8 protein-coding genes and 1 pseudogene are annotated in these 25141 nt (G+C 72.3%); 4 read left to right on the forward strand and 5 right to left on the reverse strand.

All coding sequences use genetic code 11. The features are described from left to right. The first annotated feature begins 34 nt into the window (after window positions 1-34). The 3 genes and pseudogenes from ABD481_RS00735 to ABD481_RS00745 all read left to right on the forward strand — a co-directional run bounded on the left by ABD481_RS00735 (window position 35) and on the right by ABD481_RS00745 (window position 17127). On the forward strand, window positions 35-10969 hold the full coding sequence (locus ABD481_RS00735; protein ID WP_425559089.1) for an SDR family NAD(P)-dependent oxidoreductase: 10935 nt from the start codon (window positions 35-37) through the stop codon (window positions 10967-10969). A gap of 102 nt (window positions 10970-11071) precedes the next feature. Beyond that, window positions 11072-15415 (forward strand): annotated as a pseudogene (locus ABD481_RS00740) (type I polyketide synthase); the annotation flags it as partial. Between the two features lie 131 nt (window positions 15416-15546). Beyond that, entirely contained in the window at window positions 15547-17127 is a 1581-nt protein-coding gene (locus tag ABD481_RS00745) for an FAD-dependent monooxygenase (protein ID WP_344663481.1), read from the forward strand. Window positions 17128-17244: 117 nt separating this feature from the next. Here the strand turns inward: ABD481_RS00745 and ABD481_RS00750 are convergent, their stop codons facing one another. The 5 genes from ABD481_RS00750 to ABD481_RS00770 form a co-directional block, all read right to left on the reverse strand. After that, a complete protein-coding gene (locus ABD481_RS00750) occupies window positions 17245-17883 on the reverse strand; it encodes an allene oxide cyclase barrel-like domain-containing protein (RefSeq protein WP_344663482.1) in 639 nt (212 codons plus the stop codon). Between the two features lie 179 nt (window positions 17884-18062). Further along, entirely contained in the window at window positions 18063-20054 is a 1992-nt protein-coding gene (locus tag ABD481_RS00755; RefSeq protein WP_344663483.1) for a dipeptide ABC transporter ATP-binding protein, read from the reverse strand. Continuing rightward, a complete protein-coding gene (locus tag ABD481_RS00760; RefSeq protein ID WP_344663484.1) occupies window positions 20041-20934 on the reverse strand; it encodes an ABC transporter permease in 894 nt (297 codons plus the stop codon). Before ABD481_RS00760 ends, ABD481_RS00755 begins: the two co-directional genes overlap by 14 nt. After that, window positions 20931-21872 carry an ABC transporter permease gene (locus ABD481_RS00765; protein ID WP_344663485.1) on the reverse strand — a complete coding sequence of 314 codons (942 nt, stop codon included), beginning with the start codon at window positions 21870-21872 and terminating at the stop codon, window positions 20931-20933. Before ABD481_RS00765 ends, ABD481_RS00760 begins: the two co-directional genes overlap by 4 nt. Further along, window positions 21869-23509 carry an ABC transporter substrate-binding protein gene (locus tag ABD481_RS00770; protein ID WP_344663486.1) on the reverse strand — a complete coding sequence of 547 codons (1641 nt, stop codon included), beginning with the start codon at window positions 23507-23509 and terminating at the stop codon, window positions 21869-21871. The genes ABD481_RS00765 and ABD481_RS00770 overlap by 4 nt, the downstream gene beginning before the upstream one ends. Before the next feature lie 555 nt (window positions 23510-24064). Between ABD481_RS00770 and ABD481_RS00775 the strand changes: the two genes are divergently transcribed. After that, entirely contained in the window at window positions 24065-25108 is a 1044-nt protein-coding gene (locus tag ABD481_RS00775; RefSeq protein WP_344663487.1) for an AfsR/SARP family transcriptional regulator, read from the forward strand. Window positions 25109-25141 lie beyond the last annotated feature (33 nt).

A 25141-nucleotide genomic window follows, 5' to 3' on the forward strand; every position in this document is an offset into this window, starting at 1 on the left:
GGCGGCCGGTAACGAGGACAAGCTTCGCGACTACCTGAGGCGGGCCACCACCGACCTCCAGAAGGCGCGCCAACGGGTGCACGACCTGGAGGCCAGGACCCACGAGCCGGTCGCCATCGTCGGCATGGCCTGCCGGTTCCCGGGCGGGGTGCGCACCCCGGAGGACCTGTGGCGGCTGGTCGCCGACGACGGCGACGCGATCGGCGGCTTCCCCACCGACCGGGGCTGGGACCTGGACGCCCTGTTCGACGCGGACCCGGACGCCGAGGGCACCTCGTACGTGCGCGAAGGCGGGTTCCTCGACCGGGCCGGGCACTTCGACGCCGACTTCTTCGGCATCTCCCCGCGCGAGGCGCTGGCGATGGAACCGCAACAGCGGATCCTGCTGGAGACCGCGTGGGAGGCCGTGGAGGACGCGGGCATCCGCCCGGCCGCCCTGCGCGGCAGCAGCACAGGCGTGTTCGCCGGAGTGATCGCCCAGGACTACGCATCCCAGGCCAAGGGCGATCCGCGCGGGCTCGAAGGCTACCTGCTGACCGGGACGACCACGAGCGTCGCCTCCGGCCGGGTGGCCTATACGCTCGGATTCGAGGGCCCGGCGATCACGGTCGACACCGCCTGCTCCTCCTCGCTGGTCGCCATGCACATGGCCGTCAATGCCCTGCGACAGGGAGAGTGCGACCTCGCGCTGGCCGGCGGCGTGACGGTGATGACCAGTCCGTCGATCTTCATCGAGTTCAGTCGGCAGCGCGGCCTGGCCGCCGACGGCCGGATCAAGCCGTTCGCGGCCGGCGCGGACGGCACCGCGTGGGGCGAGGGCGCCGGACTGCTGGTGCTGGAACGCCTTTCGGACGCACAACGCAGCGGCCACCGGATTCTCGCGGTGATCCGGGGCAGCGCCGTCAACCAGGACGGCGCCAGCAACGGACTCACCGCTCCCAACGGACCGTCGCAGCAGCGCGTCATCCGCCAGGCGCTCGCCAACGCCGGGATCCCGGCCTCGCAGGTCGACGCGGTCGAGGCCCACGGCACCGGCACGACGCTGGGCGACCCGATCGAGGCTCAGGCGCTGCTCGACACCTATGGCAAGGAGCGTGACGGTCAGCGGCCGCTGTATCTGGGCTCGATCAAGTCGAACATCGGCCACACCCAGGCCGCCGCCGGGGTCGCGGGCGTCATCAAGATGGTCAAGGCGCTGGAGCACGGGCTGCTGCCGGCCACCGTGCACGTCGACGCGCCGACGCCGCATGTGGCCTGGGACTCCGGCACCGTCAGCCTGCTGACCGAGCCCGTCCCCTGGGCACGGAACGGCAGGCCGCGCCGGGCCGGGATCTCCTCGTTCGGGGTCAGCGGGACCAACGCGCACCTCATCATCGAGCAGGCCCCCGAGCCCGAGGCGGCCGCCGACGGCGCGCCGACGAGCCGGTCGGCGAGTGGACCGACGAGCGGGCCGGACGAGCCGGCGGTACTGACCGCGCTGCCGCTGTCGGCAAAATCGGAAGCGGCGCTCCGGGACCAGGCCGCTCGCTTGAGGTCGTACCTGGCACTGAGCCCTGATATCTCGCTGCCGCAGCTCGGGCAGGCGCTGACGACGACCCGATCGGCGTTCGAACATCGAGCCCTGATTCACGGCCGCGATCTGCCGCAGACCCTCGACGCTCTCGACCAGCTGGCAGCCGGGGCCGTATCCCCCGACGTCGTGGTCGGGCGGCTGGCCCAGCCGGGCAGACTGGCGTTCCTGTTCCCGGGGCAGGGCAGCCAGCGTTCCGGTGCGGGCGCCGGACTTTACGCGGCGTACCCGGTGTTCGCCGAGGCCCTGGACGAAGTCACCGGCGCGCTCGACGTCCACCTGGACCGCTCTGTCCGGAAACTGATTCTCGGCGACATCAGCGAATCGGACGCCACACTGATCAACGAGACCCGCTATGCGCAGCCCGCTTTGTTCGCGATCCATGTAGCCCTCTACCGCCTGGCGACGAGTTTCGGCCTGCGCCCGGACGCCCTGCTCGGCCACTCGGTCGGCGAACTCAGCGCGGCCTACCTGGCCGAGGTCTGGAGCCTGGAGGACGCGGCCGCGCTGGTCGCCGCGCGCGGACGGCTGATGCAGGCCGCGACGCCCGGCGGCGCCATGATCGCCGTCGAGGCCGGCGAGGACGAGGTGAGCCCCCTGCTCACCGGCCTGGAACACCTGGTGTCGATCGCCGGGATCAACAGCCCTGCGTCGACGGTGATCGCGGGCGACGCCGAAGCGGTGTGGGGCATCGCGCAGCGGTTCCGCGACCAGGGGCGTCGCATCAAAGCCCTGACCGTCTCGCACGCCTTCCACTCGCCGCACATGGACTCGGCCCTTGAGGAGTTCCGGCGCGTCGCGCAGACCGTCGCCTTCCACCAGCCGACGATCACGGTCGTGTCCAACCTCACCGGCGAGGTGGCGGAGGCCGACCGGCTCACCGACCCCGAGTACTGGGCCGTGCAGATCCGCCGGCCGGTCCGCTTCCACGACGGGATCCGGACGCTGCACAAGCTGGGAGCCACTCACTATCTCGAACTGGGTCCCGACAGCACCCTGACAACACTCGCGCGGACCGCGTTCGACGCCCTCGATTCCGCCGATCCGGAGGTGGGCCTGGTCGCTGTGCCCGTCCTGCGTCCGGACCGTCCCGAGGCCGAGACGCTGACCAGCGCATTGGCCACGCTGCACACGACGGGCCAGGACGTCGCCTGGCAGGAGCCGACCGCTCCCGGCGCCGTGCCGGGTGCTGTGCCGGGCCTGCCGACCTACCCGTTCCAGCACCGGCCGTACTGGATCATCCCCGGTGCTCCGTCCGGGGCGGCCGGGCTGGTCGCCCACCGGCACCCTCTCCTGTCCGCGAGCACGACGCTTCCGGAGACCGGCGGCATCCTCTACACCGGCCGCATCTCCCCCGCGACCGCTCCATGGGTTGCCGAGACGGCGGCACTGCTCGATGTGGCGTTGTGGGCCGCCGCCGACACCGATCACCCCTATATCGACGAGCTGACCTTCGACCGTCCGCTGCGGCCGACCGGTCCCACCAGGCTTCAGCTGACCGTCGGCGCCCCGGACGGAACCCGTCGCGCACTGACCGTGCACTCCAGGCCGGACACCGGCGGCGACGAGGCCGGGGACGATCGGGCGTGGCTCCGACACGCGCACGGCTTCCTGACGAACGTGCAACCTGGCGGTCCGAAGGCGACGGCCACGGCCACGGAGGCGGACAGCACCGATCTGGTCCTGCCCGAGGACCAGCGCGACGACGCCGGTCGGCACGCTGTGCACCCGGCTCTCATCACCGCTGCCGTTCGTTCGCTGCTTGCGGAGGGCGAAGAAGGACTCGAACTCGGATCGGTCCATGGCGTCGTCCTCCACGCCGTCGAAGCCGCGCAGGTCCGGGCCCAAGCCGGTGGTACCGCCTCGTCGGAGGGTCGATGGCTCAGCCTCACCGACACGACCGGCGAACCCGTCCTCGGCATCAGCTCTTTGACGCTGCGCTCGACGGATGCCGAACCTGACCGTCCGATCCGGACCCAGAACGAGCTGTTCGCCGTGGACTGGGTGGCCATCAGTGGCGACCTCCCTCCGACTGACAGTGCCGAATTCACGGTGCTCGACGCCTCGGCACCGGTCGGCTCCGCCGCACCGGCCGACGTCCCCGAAGCTGTCCACGCCACAACGGCACGAGTGCTCGCCGAGGTCCAGCAGTGGCTCACGGCGGATCAGCCCTCGGACTCGCATCTGATCGTGCTCACACACGGCGCGGTGAGCACGTCGGCCGCGGAAGACGTCGACGACTTGGCGCAGGCCGCAGTCTGGGGCCTGATCCGGTCGGCGCAGGCCGAGTATCCGGGCCGCATCACCCTGGTCGACACTGATGATTCCGCTGGTCTCGACGTGGTCATCGGAACGGCTCGCGCGGCGGCCGAGCCGCAGATCGCCGTCCGTGATCAGGCGGTGCTCGCGCCGCGCCTGGTCCGTGCCGACGCAGCCGAAATCAACGCCGAAGCCAGCGAGACGAACAGCCTGGACCCGAACGGTACAGTGCTGATCACCGGCGCCACCGGAGCCCTCGGCGCCCTGTGCGCCCGGCATCTGGTCGCCCACCACGGCGCCAGGCACCTCGTCCTGGCCAGCCGACGCGGGGCCGAAGCCCCAGGAGCGGCCGCACTGCTCGACGAACTGACTGTCCTCGGCGCGAACGCGCGCTTCGTTGCCGCTGACACAGCAGACCGAGAGCAACTACGGACACTGATCGACCAGATCCCCGCCGACCACCCGCTGAACGCGGTCGTGCACACCGCCGGTGTCCTCGACGACGCGACCATCACGACCCTGACTCCCGACCGGCTCGACACCGTCCTGCGCCCCAAGGTCGACGCCGCCTGGCTGCTGCACGACCTGACCCGGGACCACGACCTCGCGGTCTTCGCGCTGTTCTCCTCGGTGGCGGGCACGCTGGGCAACCCTGGCCAGGCGAACTACGCCGCCGCCAACGCCTTCCTCGACGCCCTGGCCCGGCACCGGCGAGCCCACGGCCGGCCGGCGACCGCCCTGGCCTGGGGACTGTGGGAACAGGGAATGGGCGCCGCGCTCGACGAAGCGGCCCGGACCCGGCTGGCCCGCACCGGTGGCGTCCCGCTCACCCCGGAACGCGGCACCGGACTGTTCGACGCGGCGCTTGCCGGCGCGGCACCGGTCGCCGTCTGCGCGCCGCTCGATCTGGCCGCGGTGCGCGCGCTGACCCGGGAGAGCCCGGACGGCACCGTGCCGGCACTGTTGCGCGCGTTGATCCGTCCCCGGTTGCGAACCGCGGCAGCCGGACCCGCGCGGACCACGTCCTGGGGCGAACAACTCGCCGCGCTGGACCCGGACGAGCGCCGGAAGACCGCCCTCGATCTGGTCCGGACGACCGTCGCCGGAGTGCTCGGGCACACCGACGCCCAGGCGGTCGACGCGACGCGCAGCTTCAAGGACGCGGGCTTCGACTCGTTGGCCGCAGTGGAACTGCGCAACCGACTCGGCGCCGCCACTGCCTTGTCCCTTCCGGCGACGCTGGTCTTCGACCATCCGACGCCGACCGCGCTGGCCGCGTATCTGGTCGCCGAGGCCGTGGGATCCCGACCGTCGACAGCCATGACCGTCGCCGGAACCGGTCGGGCGACGGCGGACGGCCGCGACGAGTCAGTGGCGATCATCGGCATGGGCTGCCGGTATCCCGGCGGCGCGGACACCCCGGAGGCTTTGTGGCGGCTCCTCGCGTCCGGCCGGGACGCCATCGGCGGTCTGCCCACCAACCGGGGCTGGGACATCGACGGGCTCTACCACCCGGATCCCGACCACAGCGGCACGTTCTACGTCCGGGACGGCGGTTTCCTGCACGACGCCGACGCCTTCGACGCGGACTTCTTCGGCATCAACCCGCGCGAGGCGCTGGCGATGGAGCCGCAACAGCGGCTGCTGCTGGAGACCGCCTGGGAGACCATCGAGAACGCGGCGATCGACCCGACCACGCTGCGCGGCGGCGACACCGGAGTGTTCGCCGGGGTGATCGCGCAGGACTACGCCCCCCGGCCGAACCAGCCGGGGCCGAACCTCGACGGCTACCACCTGACCGGCAACACCACGAGCGTGGCGTCCGGCCGGGTCGCCTACACGCTGGGCCTGGAGGGTCCGGCGGTCACGGTGGACACCGCGTGCTCATCGTCCCTGGTCGCGATCCATATGGCTGTCAATGCCCTGCGCAACGGCGAGTGCGGCCTGGCCCTGGCTGGCGGCGTGACGGTGCTGGCGGCGCCGGGCATCTTCATCGAGTTCAGCCGCCAGCGCGGCCTGTCCCCGGACGGCCGCTGCAAGGCCTTCGCCGGGTCGGCCGACGGCACCGGGTGGGGCGAGGGTGCCGGGTTGGTCATGCTGGAGCGGCTGTCCGACGCCCAGCGCAACGGGCACCGCGTCCTGGCCGTGATCCGCGGCAGCGCCGTCAACCAGGACGGCGCCAGCAACGGACTCACCGCCCCCAACGGCCCGTCCCAGCAACGCGTCATCCGCCAAGCCCTCGCCAACGCGGGAGTCCTGCCCACCGAGGTCGACGCTGTCGAAGCCCATGGCACCGGCACCACGCTGGGCGACCCGATCGAGGCGCAGGCGCTGCTGGCCACCTATGGGCAGGACCGGTCCGACGACCGGCCGCTGTATCTGGGCTCGATCAAGTCCAACATCGGTCATACCCAGGCTGCCGCCGGGGTCGCGGGCGTCATCAAGATGGTCAAGGCCTTGGAACACCGCCTGCTTCCGGCCACGCTCCACGTCGACGAGCCGACGCCGCATGTGGACTGGAGCGCGGGGAGCGTCTCGCTGTTGACGGAAGCGGTGGCCTGGCCCGAGAACGGCCATCCGCGCCGTGCGGGCATCTCCTCGTTCGGGATCAGCGGTACCAACGCTCACCTCATTATTGAGCAGCCGCCTGCGGCGGAGGCCGCCGAGTCTGAGAGCTCTCCGGCCGACCGCGGGGACTCTCCGGCCGTGCCCGGAGAATCGGTCGGCCCGACTCCCCTGGTCCTGTCGGGGCGCACCGAGTTGGCGTTGCGAGGCCAAGCCGAGCGCCTACGGGCTTTGCTGGCCGGCGATCCGATGGTGAACCTGTCCGATCTGGGCGTGGCGCTCCGGTCTCGGACCGAGTTCGCGCATCGGGCGGTGGTCCTGGGACGCGACCGCGAGGCCACCCTCGCAGCACTCGAAGATCTGGCCCATGGTGCCGCCGCTCCCGAAAACCTGGTGGTGGGGACGGCCGGTACTGGTGCGGGGGCAGTGGTCTTCGTCTTTCCGGGACAGGGCTCACAGTGGGTCGGCATGGGCCGGCGGCTGCTCGCCTCGAACCGGGCGTTCCGCGCACAGATCGAGGCGTGCGCGGCCGCGCTGGCGCCGTATACGGACTGGTCGCTGATCGACGTGCTCAGCAGTGACGCGCCGGATGCGTTGGAGCGGGTGGACGTCGTCCAGCCGACCTTGTTCGCTGTCATGGTCTCGCTCGTTGCGGCGTGGCGCGACTTCGGGGTGGAACCGGCCGCGGTGGTCGGACACTCCCAGGGCGAGATCGCGGCGGCGTACGTCGCCGGAGCGCTGTCGCTGGACGACGCCGCGCGGATCGTCAGCCTGCGCAGCAGGACGCTCGGGCGGATCGCCGGGCTCGGCACGATGGCCTCGATCGGGCTGCCGGCCGCTACGTTGGCCGACCGGCTGGCCCGGTGGGACGGACGCGTGGGGGTCGCAGCCGTGAACGGTCCGACGTCCACGGTCGTTTCCGGCGACCACGACGCGGTGCACGAGCTCGTCGCGGCCTGTGATGCCGAGGGCCTTCGCGCACGCCTGATACCGGTGGACTACGCGTCGCATTCCCCGCACGTGGAGGCGGTCCGGGAGCAGATCCTCGCCGATCTCGAAGGCATCGCGCCGCAGGCTTCGAGCATCGCGTTCTACTCGACCGTCAGCGGCGGTCGACTGGACACCACGGGCCTGGATTCTGAGTACTGGTACCGAAATCTGCGCGAGCCGGTCGAGTTCCACAAGGCGACGCAAGCTCTGCTCGATGACGGCCACCGCGTGTTCATCGAGTCGAGTCCGCACCCGGTGCTCACGCTCGGGATCCAGGAGAGTGTTGATCAGGGCGACAGCCATAGCGCGGCCACGGTCGTGGGTTCGCTGCGCCGGGACGCCGACGACTGGACACCGCTGCTCACCTCCCTGGCCCGCGTCCAGGTCGGGGGTACTCCGGTCCGCTGGCCGGAGCCGGCAGGACGGGGCGCGGCCGCGCATGTGGAGTTGCCGACCTACGCCTTCCAGCACCGGAGTTACTGGCTGGCCCTGCCTCCGGGCTCGGGCGATCCGGCCGGACTCGGGCTCGATCCGACCGGCCACCCGCTGGTGGGGGCGTGGGTCGGGCTGGCGGGGTCCGATGCGCTGGTGCTGACCGGGCGTTTGTCGGCGGCGGCCCATCCGTGGCTGGCGGATCACGCCGTCGGCACCTCGCTGTTGTTCCCGGGCACGGCGTTCGTCGAGTTGGCGATCGCCGCGGGATCGCGGGTCGGCGCCGACACCCTGGACGAGCTGACGCTGGCCGCGCCGCTGGTCGTCCCGGAGCACGGCGCGGTTCGGCTCCAAGTGAGCTTGGGGGCTGCGGACGGCGACGGTCGGCGGGCGGTGGAGATCCACTCCCGTCCGGACGTGACGCAGGACTCTGAGGAGACCGAGGCGGTCTGGATCCGACACGCCTCGGGGTATCTCAGTGCGGAGGCGGTCGGAATCGGTGCGGCGCCGTCCGGGTCCGACGTGGTCTGGCCGCCGGCCTCCGCCGTCGCGATCGACGTATCAGACCACTACGACCGGCTAGCCGATCGGGGCTACGACTACGGGCCCGCTTTCCGTGGCCTGCGCGCCGCTTGGCTGGACGGGGATGACGTCTATGCGGAGGTGCGGCTCGGCGAGGAGCAGCTCGGGGAGGCCGAGCGCTACGGGATCCACCCGGCTCTCCTCGACGCCGCGCTGCACACCATGACGCTGGCCACGGCTGGGGTGGATGCCGGCTCGGGGGCGGGCTCGGGGGCGGGCTCGGGCGCCGGCTCAGAGGCCAGCTCAGGGGCCGGGACGATACTGCTCCCCTTCGCTTGGAACGGTGTGGCGATCCACCGGGCCGGGGCCGTCGCGCTCCGCGTCCGCCTGACGCGGGCCGACGCCGGGGACGGCGCTCGCACTGCCGCCCTGGCGATCACGGACGAGTCCGGGGCTCCCGTCGCCTCCGTCAGTTCCCTGACGGTGCGGCCGGTCCGGGCCGATCAGCTCGACGCCGGGCAGGAGCAGGCGTGGCGGTCGCTGTTCCGGATCGCGTGGTCGACGCTGGCGCTCCCGACTCGCGGGGATGTCGAGCGGGGCGATTTCACAGTGCTCACGGTGGAGTCGGCCGACGCCGAGGACGAAGTGGCGCGGATCCAGGACACCACCGGGCAGGTCCTGGAGGCCGTCCAAACCTGGCTCGCCACCGAGGGCGATCGCGATTCCCACCTCGTCGTGCTGACGAGCGGAGGCGTGGCCGCCGACGACGCGGAGCCGGTCCACGACCCGGCGCAGGCGGCGGTCTGGGGTCTCATCCGCTCGGCGCAGACGGAGAATCCCGGTCGGATCACGCTTGTCGACACCGACGTCCCCTCCCCCGATCTCACACCGATCCTGGCGGGCGCGCGGGAAGCCGACGAGCCGCAGATCGCACTCCGCAACGGCCGCCCGCTGGTCCCGAGGCTGGTCCGGGCGACGACGGCGCCCGGCGAACCGGTGCGGCTCGATCCGGACGGGACCGTCCTGATCACCGGCGGCACCGGGGTTCTGGGCGGCCTGATCGCCAAACACCTGGCGGCCTCGTACGGAGTGCGGAACCTGATCCTGGCCGGCCGGCGCGGTCCCGAGGCACCGGGCGCCGACGCACTGCGAGCCGAACTCGCCGAACTCGGAGCCGAAGCGCTCATCGTCGCCTGCGACGCCGCGGACCGCGAGGCACTCAGTGTTCTGCTGGCCAACATCCCGCCGGAGCACCCGCTGACCGCGATCGTCCACACGGCCGGGGTGCTCGACGACGGCGTCCTCAGCGCTCTGACGCAGGAGCGGATCGCCACCGTCCTGCGGCCGAAGGCCGAGGCCGCGTGGAACCTGCACGACCTGACCCGGGACCTGGACCTCGCGGCGTTCGTGATGTTCAGCTCGATCTCCGGCGTGCTGGGCAACCCGGGCCAGGCGAACTACTCCGCGGCCAACAGCGCCCTCGACGCCCTCGCCACCCGCCGCCACGCCCTGGGCCTGGCCGCCACCTCACTCGCGTGGGGACACTGGGCAAAGGAAGGCGGCATGACCGGCCACCTCGGCGACAACGACCTGCGGCGAATCTCGCGAGGCGGAGTGGCCGCGATGACGGTCGAGCAGGGCTTGGCCTTGTTCGACGCAGCGCTGTCCGCAACCTCCAGAACCGACACCGCTCGACACGACACAACTCGACACGAAACAGCTCAATCCGACGCGACTCAATCCGACAACGCTCGGTCCGACGCGACTCAATCCGACAACGCTCGGTCCGGCGCGACGCAATCCGACAGCGATCGGCCCGGCGCCGCTCACTCCGACCCGGCTCGATCCGACGCGGGCCTGGTCGGACCCGACGCATCAGCCCCGGCTCGATCCGCCCCGGCCTCGGCAGCGCCGGTCCCGCCAGCACTGGCCCCGGCGCCCCCGACCCCGCCAGTGCTGATCCCGCCAGTACTGATCCCAGCAGTGCTGGACCTCCCCGCGCTGCGCTCGCGGGCGCGGACCGAAGCGGTGGCGCCGTTGCTGCGGGCGCTGGTGAAGCGTGTGGGGCGGGGGGCGGGTGGGGGGTCCTCCGGTCTGTTGGCTGAGCGGTTGGCCGGTGTCGCGGAGGCGGATCGGGCCCGGGTCGTTGTCGAGCTGGTGCGCGACCATGCCGCGGCGGTGCTCGGGCATGGCGAAACGGATGAGGTCGAGGCTGATCGGGCGTTCAAGGACCTCGGCTTCGACTCGTTGACCTCCGTCGAGCTGCGCAATCGGCTTGCCGCGGCCACCGGGTTGCGCCTGTCCGCGACGCTGGTCTTCGACTACCCGACGCCGGCCGCGCTGGCCGACCACGTGCTGGAGCATGTCACGCCCGCGCCGCGGTCGGCCGTCGAGCCCGTGTTGCGGCAGCTGGAGGAGCTCGACGCGGCGCTGGCGGGCATCGACGGTCTCGCCGAGGTCGACGGGCAGGACCGGGTCCGGATCACCGCGCGCCTCAATGCCCTGATCCAGAGTTGGAGCGACCCCGGGCGGAGCGCGGACGATCCGGTCGGCGACACCGCCGAGCGCATCCAGTCCGCCTCGGCCGACGAGATCCTCGCGCTCATCGACGGCGAGCTCGGCGTGGCCTGACGCGAGAGTCCCCCCGCACGACCGCACAACACCGACCACCCACCAGGAGCGGAATCACCGATGGCCACGGAAGAACAGCTCGTCGAGTACCTCAAGCGGGTCACGGCGGATCTGGAGCGGACCCGGCGCCGCCTGCGCGAGACCACGCAAGCGGCCCGGGAGCCGATCGCGATCGTCGCCATGAGCTGCCGCTATCCCGGCGAGGCGCAGTTCCCCGAGTTCCTGTGGCAGCTTCTGCTGGACCGCGCGGACGTGGTCGGCGGCCTGCCGGCCGACCGGGGCTGGGACGTGGAAGGGCTCTACCATCCCGACCCGGACCACCACGGCACGTCCTCCTCCCGCAACGGCGCGTTCCTGCACGACGCGGCGGCCTTCGACGCCGCGTTCTTCGGCATCTCCCCGCGCGAGGCCCTGGCGATCGACCCGCAGCAGCGGCTGCTGCTGGAGATCGCCTGGGAGGCGATCGAACGTGCGGGCATCGACCCGACCGCGCTCAAGGGCAGCGACACCGGGGTGTTCGCCGGCGTCATGTACTCCGACTACGGCGCCCGGCTGTTCCATCACTCGGCGGCCGAGTTCGAGGGCCTGATCGGCAACGGCAGCGCCGGCAGCGTGGCCTCGGGCCGGGTCTCCTACACGTTCGGGTTCGAGGGGCCCGCTGTCACGGTCGACACCGCGTGCTCCTCCTCGCTGGTCGCCGTGCACCTGGCGTGCCAGGCGCTGCGCAACGGGGAATGCGGGCTGGCGCTGGCCGGAGGCGTCACGGTGATGGCCACCCCGAACCTGTTCGTCGAGTTCAGCCGCCTGCGCGGCCTGTCCCCGGACGGCCGGTGCCGGTCGTTCTCCGACTCCGCCGACGGGACCGGCTGGGGCGAGGGCGCCGGCTTGCTGGTGCTGGAACGGCTCTCGGACGCACAGCGCAACGGGCACCCGGTGCTGGCCGTGATCCGGGGCAGCGCCGTCAACCAGGACGGCGCCAGCAACGGACTCACCGCCCCCAACGGACCGTCCCAGCAACGCGTCATCCGCCAAGCCCTGACCTTCGCGGAACTGACCCCGGACCAGGTGGACGCGGTCGAAGGCCACGGCACCGGCACCGCCCTCGGCGACCCGATCGAGGCGCAGGCGCTGATCGCGACCTACGGGCAGGACCGGCCCGCCGACCGGCCGCTGTATCTGGGCTCGATCAAATCCAACATCGGGCACACCCAGGCCGCGGCCGGCGTGGCCGGGATCATCAAGATGGTCAAGGCGATCGAGCACGGACTGCTGCCGGCCACCCTGCACGCGGACCAGCCGTCCAGCCACGTCGACTGGTCCGGCGGCGGTGTCAGCCTGCTGACGGAGGCCACGCCGTGGCCGGAGACCGGGCAGCCGCGCCGGGCGGGAGTGTCGTCCTTCGGGATCAGCGGCACCAACGCGCACGTGATCCTCGAACAGGCACCCGCCGCCGCACCGTCGGAGTCTGCTGCGACGGAGCCCTCTGCGACGGAACCCGCGGTAACGGATCCCACCACCGACGAGGCCTCAAAATCCGCCACCGACCCCGCGCCGACCACGGCGGTCCCCATCCCACTGCTGGTGTCCGCGAAATCGGCCACCGCGCTGGTCTCCCAGGCCGCCCGCCTGCGCGCCTTCTACGGCTACTATCCGCATCACCGCCTGCCCAGAATCGCCCACTCGCTGGCGACGACCCGGACCACCTTCGACCACCGGGCCGTGATCCTGGCCCGCGACACCGACCAGACGCTGGCCGCCTTGGACGCGCTCGCCACCGGCGGCCGGTCGGCGGATCTGGTGACCGGCCATGCCACCGTCCGCGGCAAGCTCACCTTCCTGTTCTCCGGCCAAGGCGGCCAGCGGCCCGGCATGGGCTCCGGCCTCTACCGGTCGTACCCGGTGTTCGCCGAGGCGCTGGACGAGGTGACGGCGGCCTTCGACCAGCACCTGGACCGGCCCATCAGGGAACTGATCCTCGCCGCGCCCGACAACCCGCAGAGCGCACTGATCCACGAGACCCGTTACGCGCAGCCGGCCCTCTTCGCGCTGCACGTCGCCCTGCACCGCCTCGCCGGATCCTACGGCCTGGCTCCGGACCTGCTCATCGGCCACTCCATCGGCGAGCTGAGCGCCGCGTACCTGGCCGGCGTGTGGTCGCTGCCGGACGCCGCGAAGCTCATCGCCGCCCGCGGCCGTCTGATGCAGCACGCGGTTCCCGGTGGCGCGATGATCGCCGTCGAGGCGACGCAGGACGAAGTCCTCCCGCTGCTGGCGGGCCACGAGGAGCTGGTCTCGATCGCGGCGCTGAACAGCCCCACCTCCACCGTGATCGCGGGCGACCATGACACCGCGCACACCATTGCCGAGCACTTCAAGGAGCAAGGGCACCGTATAAAAGCTCTGACGGTCTCGCACGCCTTCCACTCCCCACACATGGACCCGGTCCTGGACGAGTTCCGCCGCGTCGCGGAGACGCTCGACTATCAGCGACCGACCGTTCCGCTCGTCTCCAACCTCACCGGCGAACCGGCCGACCCCGAGGCGATCACCACCGCCGAATACTGGACCGAGCACATCCGCCGCCCCGTGCGCTTCCACGAGGGGGTGCGCACGCTCCGGGCGCGAGGAGCGGCCCACTTCCTCGAGCTGGGCCCCGACGCGACGCTGACCGCCCTGGTGCGCAGAGCGCTGGAGTCCGACGCGGCGGCGATCGTGGCCGTCCCGGCGCTCCGTCCCGAACGCTCCGAGCCGGACGGCTTCACCGTCGCGCTGGCCACCCTGCACACGTCCGGGCGAACGATCGTCTGGCCTGCACCTCAAGGCACCGACGCGGAACCGCTGCCGCTGCCGACGTATCCCTTCGAGCGGCAGACCTACTGGCTGAACCCCACCTCGCCACAGTCGTCGGACAGCGCGGCGGGCAGCGAACCTGAGGACGCCGCGTTCTGGACCGCCGTCGAGTCCGGCGACCTCGCGACGGTCACGGCCGTCCTCGGCGTCGAAGCGGAGACTCCGCTGAGCGAGGTCTTGTCAGTGCTCGCCGAATGGCGACGCCAGCGACGGTTGCGCTATCGGGTGCAGTGGAGGCCGGTCCCGACTGCGATCTCTGCCCGGCCCGGGAACTGGCTGGTGGTCCTTCCCGCCGACCTGGCCCAGGACCCGGCGCTGAGCGTCGCGATCGCCGGTGCCGCTCACAAAGGCGGGAACTTCAGCACCCTGATTGTCGATCCCACTGCCGGTGACGGACCGGACGACCTCACCAAGCGTCTTCGGGAAGCCTTTGCCCCGACCGACACCGATGCCCTGGACGGTGTGCTCTCGCTCCTGGACGCCGACTGGATCCCCGTGCTTCTGGGAGCCCTGAACGAGGCCGGTACGCCGGGACCACTTTGGCTCGGGTCGCGGGGAGCGATCACCGTGGCGTCGGACGGCACCGTCCCCGAGCTCGACCAGGCCCGGCTCTGGGACCTGGGCCGGGCGATCGCCGCGGAGCACCCGCGACTGTGGGGTGGCGTCATCGATCTGCCGACGGTCCTGGACCGGCGGACGGCGATCCGGCTCGTCAGCGTTCTGGGACACACCGGCGGCGAGCGCGAACTCGCCATCCGCTCGACCGGCTTGTTCGCCCCGTGTCTGGAACTCGTCTTGGTCGGCACCCGGGCCGGCACAGCCGCGTGGGAGTGGGACCGCGATGCCGCCGTCCTGCTCACAGGCGCCACCGAGTCGTCGGCGCGCGATGCCGTCGAACTGCTGGCCGCAGCCGGAGCCTCCAACGTCGTCCATGTCGACGGCGACCTCGGTGATCGCGAAGCGCTGCGGCAGCTGGTGGACCAGGTCGGCAGTACGGCGCGGATCAGTACGGTCGTCCATGTCGCTGAGCCCGACGCCGCCAACGACGCAGCGAAGGTGGCGCAGTATCTTGACGAACTCACACGTGACCTGAAGCTCGACGCCTTCGTGGTTCTGGGCGAACTCGTGCCCCACACGCTCGAAGCCCTGGTCCTGCGGGCGCGCGCCGAAGGTGTGCGCGCGGTATCAGTGTCTTGGGATACGTGGCGGTCCGTCGGCGGAGCACAGGCCGTGCCCACGGCAGCGGTCCTGCCGTGGGCGTTGCGGAACGGGATAGCGAACCTCGTGGTCACGGACCGGCCGCCGGTCCCCGCGAACCCTGCCGACGTGCCGCACGCGGACACCCGTCCGATCGCCGAGCAGCTGGCCCACGCCTCGCCCGAGGAGCAGGAACGGATCCTGAGCGATCTGTTGCGCCTCTACGCGGCCGAGATCCTCGGGCATGGCGCTGCCGACGCCATCGATCCGGACATCCCCTTCCCGGATCTGGGGTTCTCCTCCCTCACCGTGTTGGAGCTGAGCAATCGGTTGAAGGCGGCCGACGGCATCAGCCTCGATCCGCTGGCCGTGTTCGACCACCCGAGCGCTTCGGCACTTGCCCGCTATCTGCGGGACAGCCTGTCCGGCACTGAAACGGCCACCGCGCCCGACACCCCCACCCCCACCGCACCCGCACCCGCACCCGTCCGAGTCTGAACCCGGCCCGAACCAACCACAGGAGCACGCAGATGAGTCATTCCGTCATCGTCGTCGGAGCAGGTCCGATCGGGCTGCTGCTCGCCGGCGAACTCGCGCTGGCCGGCGTGCAGCCGGTCGTCCTGGACCGGCTGGCCGAACCGGACCCGCACGCCCCGGGCATGGCGATCAACTCCGCCACGGTCGAGCTCCTGGACCAGCGCGGCCTGCTCGACGCGCTGGTGGGCAGCACGATCGAGCTCCCGCTGTCGCATTTCTCGAACATCTTCCTGGACCAGAGCTCGCTGTTCGGGCCGCACCGGCACTCGCGGGTGGCGCCCCAGTCGTTGCTCGAACAGCACCTCGCTCGCTGGGCCGGGGGGCTCGGGGTGACCGTGCGGCGCGGGGCCGAGGTGGTCGGGCTGGCCCAGGACGAGGATTCCGTGACCCTGGACGTCCGCACCGCGGACGGCACCGAGCAGCTGACCGCGCAGTACGTCGTCGGGGCCGACGGGGTCGGCAGTGCGATCCGTCAGCTGGCCGGCATCCCGTTCACCGGCACCGACAAGCCTTTCTACGGGCTCATCGGGGACGTCCGGATCGCGTCCGCCGATTTCCACGGCGAACACTTCGGGGCCAAGTACTCGCCGGTGGGCGGCCTGTTCACCGGTACTCCGATCGGGCCGGACCTGTGGCGCATCGTGACCTCGGAGTTCGACCTCGAATCAGGGCACGCGCTTTCCGACGAAGTGACTCTCGACGAGCTCAACACCCGCGTGGAGCGCCTGACCGGCAGCCCGTTCACGAACGCCGAGGTGCTGTGGCTCGGCCGCACCGACAACCCGAGCCGCCTGGCCGACCGCTACCGGGAGGGCCGGGTGTTCCTGGCCGGGGACGCCGCGCACGTCTTCTTCCCGTTCAACGGCCAGCGGCTGAGCAGCGGGTTCCAGGACGCGCTGAACCTGGGGTGGAAGCTGGCGGCGACGATCGGCGGGTGGGCCCCGGCGGGCCTGCTCGACACGTACGAGGCCGAGCGCCTGCCGGCCGGGCGGTTCGCCGTCGAGAACGTGGCCGCGCAGGAGGCCCTGGCCTCGCCGCCGGAGTCGGCGGCGCCGCTGCGGGCGCTGTTCGGGCACCTGCTGAAGTTCGAGCCGGTCAACCGGTTCCTGGCCGAGACGGCGCAGGGGCTCGGTGTCCGCTACCTGCCGCAGGTCGGGGCCGATGCCGAGACCGGCGCCGGGACTGGGACTGGGACTGGGACTGGGACTAGCGAAGCTGCTGCACCGCATCCGCTGCTCGGACTGCGGCTCCCTCCGGTCCGGCTGGAGACGGCAGCCGGTGAGACCGAGTCGGCGGCCCTGCTGCGCGGCGGGCACGGTGTGTTGCTGGATCTGTCCGGCGGCAAGAATCCCGCCCCCGACGTCGCGGGCTGGGCCGACCGCGTGGACCTGGTCGTGGCCGAGCCGAGCGCGGCGCTCGGCCTGGCGGCCGCGCTGCTGCGTCCGGACGGGCATGTCGCCTGGCTCAGCACCGGCGACGGCGGGGAATCAGGGTTCGACGGCCTGGCGGAGAGCCTGACGGCGTGGTTCGGCGAGCCGGCGGAGGCTGCCGACGCTGAAACCGCGGAGGGCTGATACGCGGGCCGGTCGAGCGGAAACCAAGACCGGCCCGGTTCCCTCCGCTTCGTGCGGAGGGAACCGGGCCGGTCTTCTCATGTCCCGGAGTCAGGTGCCGCTAGTCGGCTCCCGCCATCAGCCCCAGGGGCCCTTGGAGCCCTGCGCGATGGTCTTGGCGTAGAGCTTGTTGAACGCGTCGAGCCCGGTGGCCTGGGACAGCTCGCCGGCCGGCGCGAGCTCGATGTCCGCGGTGGCCTGCCAGATCTTCGGACCCAGCACCGGGATGACCGGGATGTCCTGGAAGACGCCGAACTGGCCGGCCAGCTTGCCGCTGACACCCTGGACCCACAGCGTCTGCTGCTGGCCGTTGTAGCTCTGCGTGGCGTTGACGACGCCGCTGTCGACGAAGGTGCCGCCGGCGATCTTGACGATGTCCTGCTGGTGCACGAATATGTCGCCGGTCACCGGGTCGATGTAGTTGATCAGGGTGTTGCCCTGCTGGGTGCCCAGCAGGGAGCCGTCGGCGGCGTAGATGGAGATGTTGTAGTCGGTGTCGGTGCCGACCCGCGGGCCGCCGGTCTCGGTCAGGCCCTTGACGATCTGCCAGTTCAGCACCAGCGTCAGGTTGCGCAGGTGCAGTGCGGCGGGCGCGGGCTTGTGCGAGGCGGCGGCCGCGGCGGGGCCGGAGTCGGCGACGCCGGCGACGGCGCCCGAGACCGCGAGGGCCGCGGCGGCGAGCACCCGGGAGCGCTTGGCGAACCAGTTCGGTCGCATGGTGAGGTGTTTCCCTTCGTGTGGTGATGACGTGCCCGAGGTGGGCGCGATCGCCGCGCACTGCAGACAGGTGCGCGGTGGCTGTGGTCCGTGGGAGAGGTGAGGGCGGCGGAACGGGGTCCGGCGGGTCAAGGGTCAATCGGTCAGTCGGTCAGTCGGTCAGTCGGTCAATCGGTCAGTCAGTCGGTCAGGGGCAGCGCCGCGATCAGCTCCTTGGTGTAGGGCTCGCGCGGGGCGCCGAACACCTCCCGCACCGGTCCGGCCTCCACCACCTCGGCGTCCCGCATCACCAGGACGCGGTCGCAGACGTGGTGGATCACGCCGAGGTCGTGCGAGATGAACAGCATCGCGACGCCGAGCCGGTCCTGGACGTCCGCGAACAGGTCCAGGATCTGGGCCTGGACCGAGACGTCGAGGGCGGAGACCGGCTCGTCGCAGACCAGGACGGCCGGCTCCGGGGCCAGCGCCCGGGCGATCGCCACCCGCTGCCGCTGGCCGCCGGACAGCTGGTACGGGTGCCGGCCCAGGACGCCATCGTCCAGGCCGACCAGGCGCAGTAGTTCCCTGATCCGCGGCCGCTCGCGCCGCGCCGAGCGGCCGCCGGGCGCGCCGAGGGCCTCGCCGACCACCCGCTCCACGGTGTACCGGGGGTCGAAGGCCGCCATCGGGTCCTGCGGAACCAGCTGGATCTTGTCGCGCAGCGGCCGGCGGGCCGACTCCCGGCGGCCGGACCAGTCCCGGCCGAGCAGCCGGACGGCGCCCTCGTCGGGCTCCAGCAGGCCGAGCACGATCTGCGCGACGGTGGTCTTGCCCGCGCCGGACTCGCCGACCAGGCCGAGCGTCTCCCCGGCGGCCAGCGTGAAGGACACGTCGCGCACGACCTGGCGGCGGGTCCGGTCCGGGCGGCGGAAGGACTTCGAGACGCGGTCGACCTCGATCACCGGCGCGTCGCGGACTTCGGCACCAGCGCCAGCACCGGCTCCGACTCCGGCTCTGGCCCCGACTCCGGCACCGGTTTCAGCTCCGGTTTCAGCTCCGGCTCCGGCACCGGCCTCGGTTCCAGCGCCGGCCAGAATGCCGCGCTCGCGCTGCGTCCTGGCCGCCGGCGCCGGCCACGCCTCGTCGCTGTGCCAGCACCGGACGGTGTGCCCGGCGCCGAGGTGGACGACCGGCGGATCGGTGGACCGGCACTGGTCGGTGGCCAGCGGACAGCGGGCGGCGAAGACGCAGCCGGCCCGGTCCCCCGGCCCGACGGCGGCCCGGCCGGGGGCCGTCACCGCCAGCCGAGTGCCCTTGGCGTGCAGCGCGGGCACCGCCGCCAGCAGCTCCCTGGTGTACGGATGGCCGGGCGCGTGCAGCAGGTCGGCGACGTCGCCCTCCTCGACGAACTTCCCGCCGAACATCACCGCCACCCGGTCCGCGAGCCGGGCGACCACGCTCAGGTCGTGGCTGATCAGCAGCATCGCGGTCCCGTCGGCCTTCCGGGCGGCGAGCAGGTCCAGGATCCGGGCCTGGACCGTCACGTCCAGGGCGGTGGTGGGCTCGTCGGCGATCAGCACGTCCGGCTCGGCGGCCACCGCCGAGGCGATCAGGGCCCGCTGGCGCAGGCCGCCGGACAGTTCGTGCGGGTACTGCCGGGCCCGCTGGTCCGGCTCCGGGACCCGGGCCCCGGCCAGCAGCTCCACCACCCGGCGCGGGACGTCCGCGCGGTCGACGATCCGGTGGTTGCGCAAGGCCTCGGCGATCTCGGCGCCGACCGGGCGGATCGGGTCGAGCGACTGGAGCGCGTCCTGGAGGACCAGGCCGATCCGGCCGCCCCGCACCCGCTCCCACTGCCGGTCGGTGAGCGCGGCCAGGTCCGTCCCGTCCAGGCTCAGCCGGTCGGCGCGCACCTCGGAACGGGCCCCGGCCAGGCCCACCAAGGCCCGGGAGGTGACGGACTTGCCGGAGCCGGACTCGCCGACGATGGCCAGACAGCGTCCTGGATACAGAGCGAAATCGACGCCCCGGACCGCCTCCACCGGACCGCCGCGAGTGGCGAACCGGACGTGCAGGCCGCGGACTTCGAGCAGGGGGCTGAGGCCGGGATCGGTGTCCGTGGCGCTGCCGCCGCCGCTGCTCTCGGTGCTGCTCTTGGCACTGCTCTCGCCGCTACCGCTAAAACCCGTCACCGGCGCCCCTCCCCTCGAACCGTCGGCGCAGATAGGCACCGACCACCGTCGAGCTGACCACGGTGGCGGTGACCGCGAGCCCGGGGAAGACGGCGACCGCCCAGGACACGGCCAGGTAGTTCTGTCCGTCGGCGAGCATCGACCCCCAGTCCGGCGAGGGCGGCTGCGGGCCCAGGCCCAGGAAGCTGAGCGAGGAGCCGGCCACGATCGCGCCGCCGACCGTGACGGTGGCCAGGACCAGCAGCGGGGCCAGCGCGTTCGGGGCGACGTGCCGCAGGTGGATCTCGGAGCGGCGGCGGCCGAAGGTGACGGCCGCGCGCACGTAGTCGGAGCGGCGGATCACCAGGGCCTGGCTGCGGACCAGCTTGGCGAAGCCGGGCGCCATCGACACGCCGATGGCCACGGTGGCGTCGGCCGTGCCCGGCCCGAGGACCGCGACCACCAACAGGGCCAGCAGCAGGCCGGGGAAGGACAGCAGGATGTCGCAGACCCGCATGACCGCCTCGTCCACCACCCGGCCGGCGGTGGCCGCGACCACCCCGGCGGCCGAGCCCAGGGCCAGCGCCAGGGCCGTGGCGCCGAGTCCGACGCCGAGCGAGACCCGGGTGCCGTGGACGACGCGGCTGAACTCGTCCCGGCCGAGCTCGTCGGTGCCGAACAGGTGCGCGGCGCCGGGGCCCTGGAGCGCGGCCGGCGGGTCCACGGCGTTCGGCGGCCGGCCGGTGAACAGGCCGGGCCAGATCGCGGCCAGCAGGATCAGGGCCAGCACCAGCCCGGCGGCGAGCGCCGCGGGGCGCGCGGGCCGGATCCGGACCGGGAGGCGGCGGCGGGGGACGGCGCCGGTGGCGGGACCGGCGCCGTCGGCCGAGGCGGCGCTCATGCCGGGTTCTCGCGCAGCCGGGGGTCCACGACCCGGGAGAGCCAGTCCACGAGCAGCGAGGTGAGGGTGAACGCGGCTGCCGACACCACGGTCACTCCGGTGATGACCGGCAGGTCCCGGCCGCCGACGGCGGTGGCGACGACCCGGCCGAGGCCCTGCCGGGAGAAGATCGTCTCGATCACCACCGAGCCGCTGAGCAGGGCTCCGACCGTCCAGCCGGACAGGGCGATGAGCGGGACCAGGGCGTGCGGCAGCGCGTGGCGGCGCCGGACCTGGGTCTGGCCGGTGCCGCGGGCCCGGGAGCTGAGCACGAAGGGTTCGGCCAGGGCGCGTTCGATGCCGGCCCGGAGCACCTGGGTGAAGGTGCCGACCAGGCCGAGGGCGAGGGTGACGGCGGGCAGCACGAGGGCGTCCACGTTGTCGGAGCCGACGGCGGGGAACAGGTGCAGCCGGAAGGAGAAGAAGGTCAGCAGCAGCACGCCGACCCAGAAGCTGGGGGCGGAGATCGCGACCAGTTCCAGCAGGCTGGACACCCCGCGCAGGACGGGGCGCCGGCCGGCCGTGGCCACCGCCAGGGCGACGGACGCGGCCAGGGCCAGGATCAGGGCGCTGCCGGCGAGCTCGACGGTCGGCAGCAGCTGGTCGCCGATCAGCTCGGAGACGGGTTCCCGGGTCTGGTAGGAGTACCCGAGGTCGCCGCGGACCAGGTGTCCGAGGAAGCTGCCGTACTGGACCAGGACCGGCCGGTCGTAGCCGAGCTGGGTCCGGACCTCGGCGAGCTGGGCCGGGGTGGGGGTCTCTGCGCCGAGCAGGACCCGGACCGGGTCGCCGGTGGCCAGGTGGAAGGCGAGGAAGGCGACCGTGGCGGCCCCGAGGACGACGACGGCGCCCAGGGCCAGGCGCCGCAGCAGCCAGCCGGCGGCCGCGCGCCCGGTCATTTCGCGATCCAGGCGCCGTGGAACAGCAGCGAGCCGTCGGCGTCCAGGGCCAGGCCGTGGACCTTGGTCTGGTAGCCGACCAGGGTGGTCGGGACGTAGACCGGGATGGCCAGCGCGTTCTTGATGATGTACTGCTGCGCCGCGAGGTAGCTCTGCTTGCGCTGGGCCGCGTCGGAGCCGGCGGCGGCGCCGTTGAGCCACTGGTCCAGCTGCGGGTCGTGGAGCCCGAACTCGTTGGCCCCGCCCTTGAGGATGGTCTGGTCGGAGGCGAAGAAGTGGCGCAGGATGTCCGGCTCGTCGCGGACGAAGCTGGTGTCGACGAGGTCGAGCTTGCCGCCGATCAGGTCCTGGATGTAGGCGCCCTGGTCCTCGTTGACGTACTGGACGTTGATGCCGACCGCCTTGGCCTCGGCCTGGATGCCCTGGGCCAGGGCGGCGCGGTCCTGGCGGGGGCTGGCGGCGGGCCAGCGCAGGGTGAGTTCCTGGCCGTCCTTGGTGCGGTAGCCGGCCGCGTCGTGCGCGGTCCAGCCGGCCTGGTCCAGCAGCTGGTTCCCCAGCGCCTGGTCCGGCGGCCAGGACTTGGCCAGGGTCGCGTCGTAGTCGGGGGTGGTGGGGCTGAGCATGCTCCAGGCCCGCGCGTACTGGCCGAAGTAGATGGACTGGATGAGCTGGTCGAAGTCGACCGAGCGCATCAGCGCGGTGCGGACCTTCGGGTCCGCGAGCGGCCCCTTGGCGGTGTTCAGGCCGATGGTGTAGACCGCGCCGGGACGCTGCTCGGTGAGCAGGCCCAGGCCGGACTGGGCTTTGAGGGTCTTGATGTCGACCGGGGGCACGTCCTCGATGACCTGGGACTGGCCGCTGGTGAGGGAGCCGAACCGGCTGGCGTTCTCGGTGTTGAACTGGATGGTGATGCCGGCCAGGTAGGCGGCGCCCTGGTGGGCCGCGTCGGCCGGGGCCCAGTTGTAGGCGGGGTTGTTCTTCAGCTCCAGGCTGGTGGGCTTGGTCCAGCTGACGAAGCTGAACGGTCCGGAGCCCACCGGGTGCGTGCACAGCTGGGTCTTGCCGGCCTGGAGCCCGGCGGGCGACTGGATGCCGAGGTAGGGCGTGCTCAGGGCCTGGAGCAGCGGTTCGAAGGGGGCGGACAGCGTGATCTGGACGGTGGCCGGGTCCACGACCTTCGTCCCGGTGTAGGGCCCGAGCAGGCTGGCGGCGTACTGGGACGCGGTGGCCGGGGCGACGACGTGGTCCAGCGAGGCCTTCACGGCGGCGGCGTCCAGGGCGGCGCCGTCCTGGAACTTGACGTCGGTGCGCAGGTGGAAGGTGTACACGGTGCCGGCGGGATCGACGCTCCAGCTGCTGGCCAGCCAGGGGTGGAAGGTGCCGTCGTGGCTCTCGGAGACCAGGGAGTCGAACACCTCGCGGTCGACGATCCCGGTGATGTCCTCGGGGCTGACCGCGGGGTCCAGGCAGTCCGGCAGCTGGTCCGACCCGTAGGTCAGGGTGCCGCCGGCGGCCGGGGCCGCCGAGGCCGGCGACCCGGAGGAGCCGCAGGCCGCCGTGGCCGCGGCGGCGAGCAGGAGCGCGACCGCCGCCCCGGCCGACCGGAGCGGTGTCCGTGATCTGCTTCGTCCTGGCATGGCTGTATCCACACTCCCCACGGGAAAGGCTGCGTCGGAATCGGTGGCGCCCGCTCCGGTCCGGCACGTCGGGGCCGTGGGCGCCGAGATCGCCGAGGTCGCGGCGAAGAGGTTCGAAGGAGCGGGGCCGGCGTGCGGGGCCGGCAGGCGTCGGCGTCGCGTCATCAGCGTTCCAGCGCTCCGCGGGACGCACATCAGAGAAACTACGTATCTGCCGGGAAGGGCTGTCGGCGGCCCGCGGACGCCCGCGCCCGGCCCCGCATCCGGCCCGCGCCCGGCCCGCATCCGGCCGGGCGTCGCAGGGCCCTTAATGGTCGGAAACCTGTGCGAGCTGCGACATCAGGCTTTAACGGGGCCTTGGAAGCAACTTAGGTAGTTTCGCTGATGCGCTCCCGGCCGGGCGGCGGCGATATTCGGTGCAAGGACGGACCGGAAGAATCAAGGTCCTGAGCTGGTCCCGTCCGCGGCGGATCCGCCGGCCGCACCCGTGTGCCCGCAGTCGTTCGCACGGCCGCATACATCGCAGTCAGGACCGCAGAACACGGCTGGTACACCATGAGATACGAGATCCTTGGACCGTTGCGCCTGGTGGAGGGGGACAGCACCTTCTCGCCGCGCGCCCACAAGATCGAGGCCCTGCTGGGCGCCCTGCTGGTCCGGGCCGACCAGCTCGTCTCCACCGAGCAGCTGATGGGCGAGATCTGGCACGACGAGCTCCCCCGGACCGCGACGGCCTCGCTGTACGTGCACATCTCCCAACTGCGCAAGTTCCTGCACCGGCCCGGACGGCCGGACCCGATCGTGACCCGCAAGCCGGGCTACGCGCTGACGATCGGCTCCGACGAGTTCGACCTGCACGAGTTCAAGCAGTTGGCCGAACAGGGGCGCCAGGAGGTGCGGGCCGGGCGCTTCGAGGAGGCGGCGGGGCGGTTCGACGACGCGCTGCGGCTGTGGCGCGGGCCGGTCCTGGGCGATCTGCGCGAGGGGCCGATCATCAACGGATTCGCCACCTGGCTGGAGGAGACGCGCCGGGAGTGCCTGGAATTGCAGATCGAGTCCGGGCTGGCGCTGGGCCGGCACCGCGAGCTCGTCGGACAGCTGTACTCGCTGACCGCCGAGCATCCGTTGAGCGAGCCCTTCCACTTCCAGCTGATGCTCGCGCTCTACCGATCGGACCGGCAGGCCGACGCGCTGGCGGTGTACCAGAGCGCGCGCACCGTGCTGAACGAGCAGCTCGGGCTGGAGCCGGGCCGCGCGCTGCGGCAGTTGCAGCGCGCGATCCTGGCCGCCGACCACCGGCTGGACGGCGGCCAGGGCCGCGGGCTGCGGGGCCCGCAGGCCCCGGGTTCCCCGGGTTCCCCGGTGCCGAACGGGCAGCACCCGGGCCGGTTCCCGCACCAACCGCACCAGCCGCACGGCCGGACCCTGGGCCCGCGGCGCCCGGCGGCGCCGCCCGATCGCGCCGTGCCGCAGCCCGACCGGCCTCATCCGCGGTCGGCCAACCCGGCCGCTTCGGCCGGCTGGGCCAACGCGGCCAACTTGGCCAACGCGGCCAACCGGCCGGGCCGCGCCGGAAACGCGCCGGTCCGGCTGCCGTGAGGTGGCCCCTCGCGCCTCGGCCGCGCGGGAGGG

It is taken from the genome of Catenulispora yoronensis, assembly GCF_039531695.1.
GTDB classification, from domain to species: Bacteria; Actinomycetota; Actinomycetes; order Streptomycetales; family Catenulisporaceae; genus Catenulispora; species Catenulispora yoronensis.

Coding starts and splice junctions, on each gene's coding strand:
- ABD481_RS00745 (WP_344663481.1), top strand. CDS start 15,547: ATGAGTCATTCCGTCATCGTCGTCGGAGCAGGTCCGATCGGGCTGCTG.
- ABD481_RS00750 (WP_344663482.1), bottom strand. CDS start 17,883: ATGCGACCGAACTGGTTCGCCAAGCGCTCCCGGGTGCTCGCCGCCGCG.
- ABD481_RS00760 (WP_344663484.1), bottom strand. CDS start 20,934: ATGAGCGCCGCCTCGGCCGACGGCGCCGGTCCCGCCACCGGCGCCGTC.
- ABD481_RS00765 (WP_344663485.1), bottom strand. CDS start 21,872: ATGACCGGGCGCGCGGCCGCCGGCTGGCTGCTGCGGCGCCTGGCCCTG.
- ABD481_RS00770 (WP_344663486.1), bottom strand. CDS start 23,509: ATGCCAGGACGAAGCAGATCACGGACACCGCTCCGGTCGGCCGGGGCG.
- ABD481_RS00775 (WP_344663487.1), top strand. CDS start 24,065: ATGAGATACGAGATCCTTGGACCGTTGCGCCTGGTGGAGGGGGACAGC.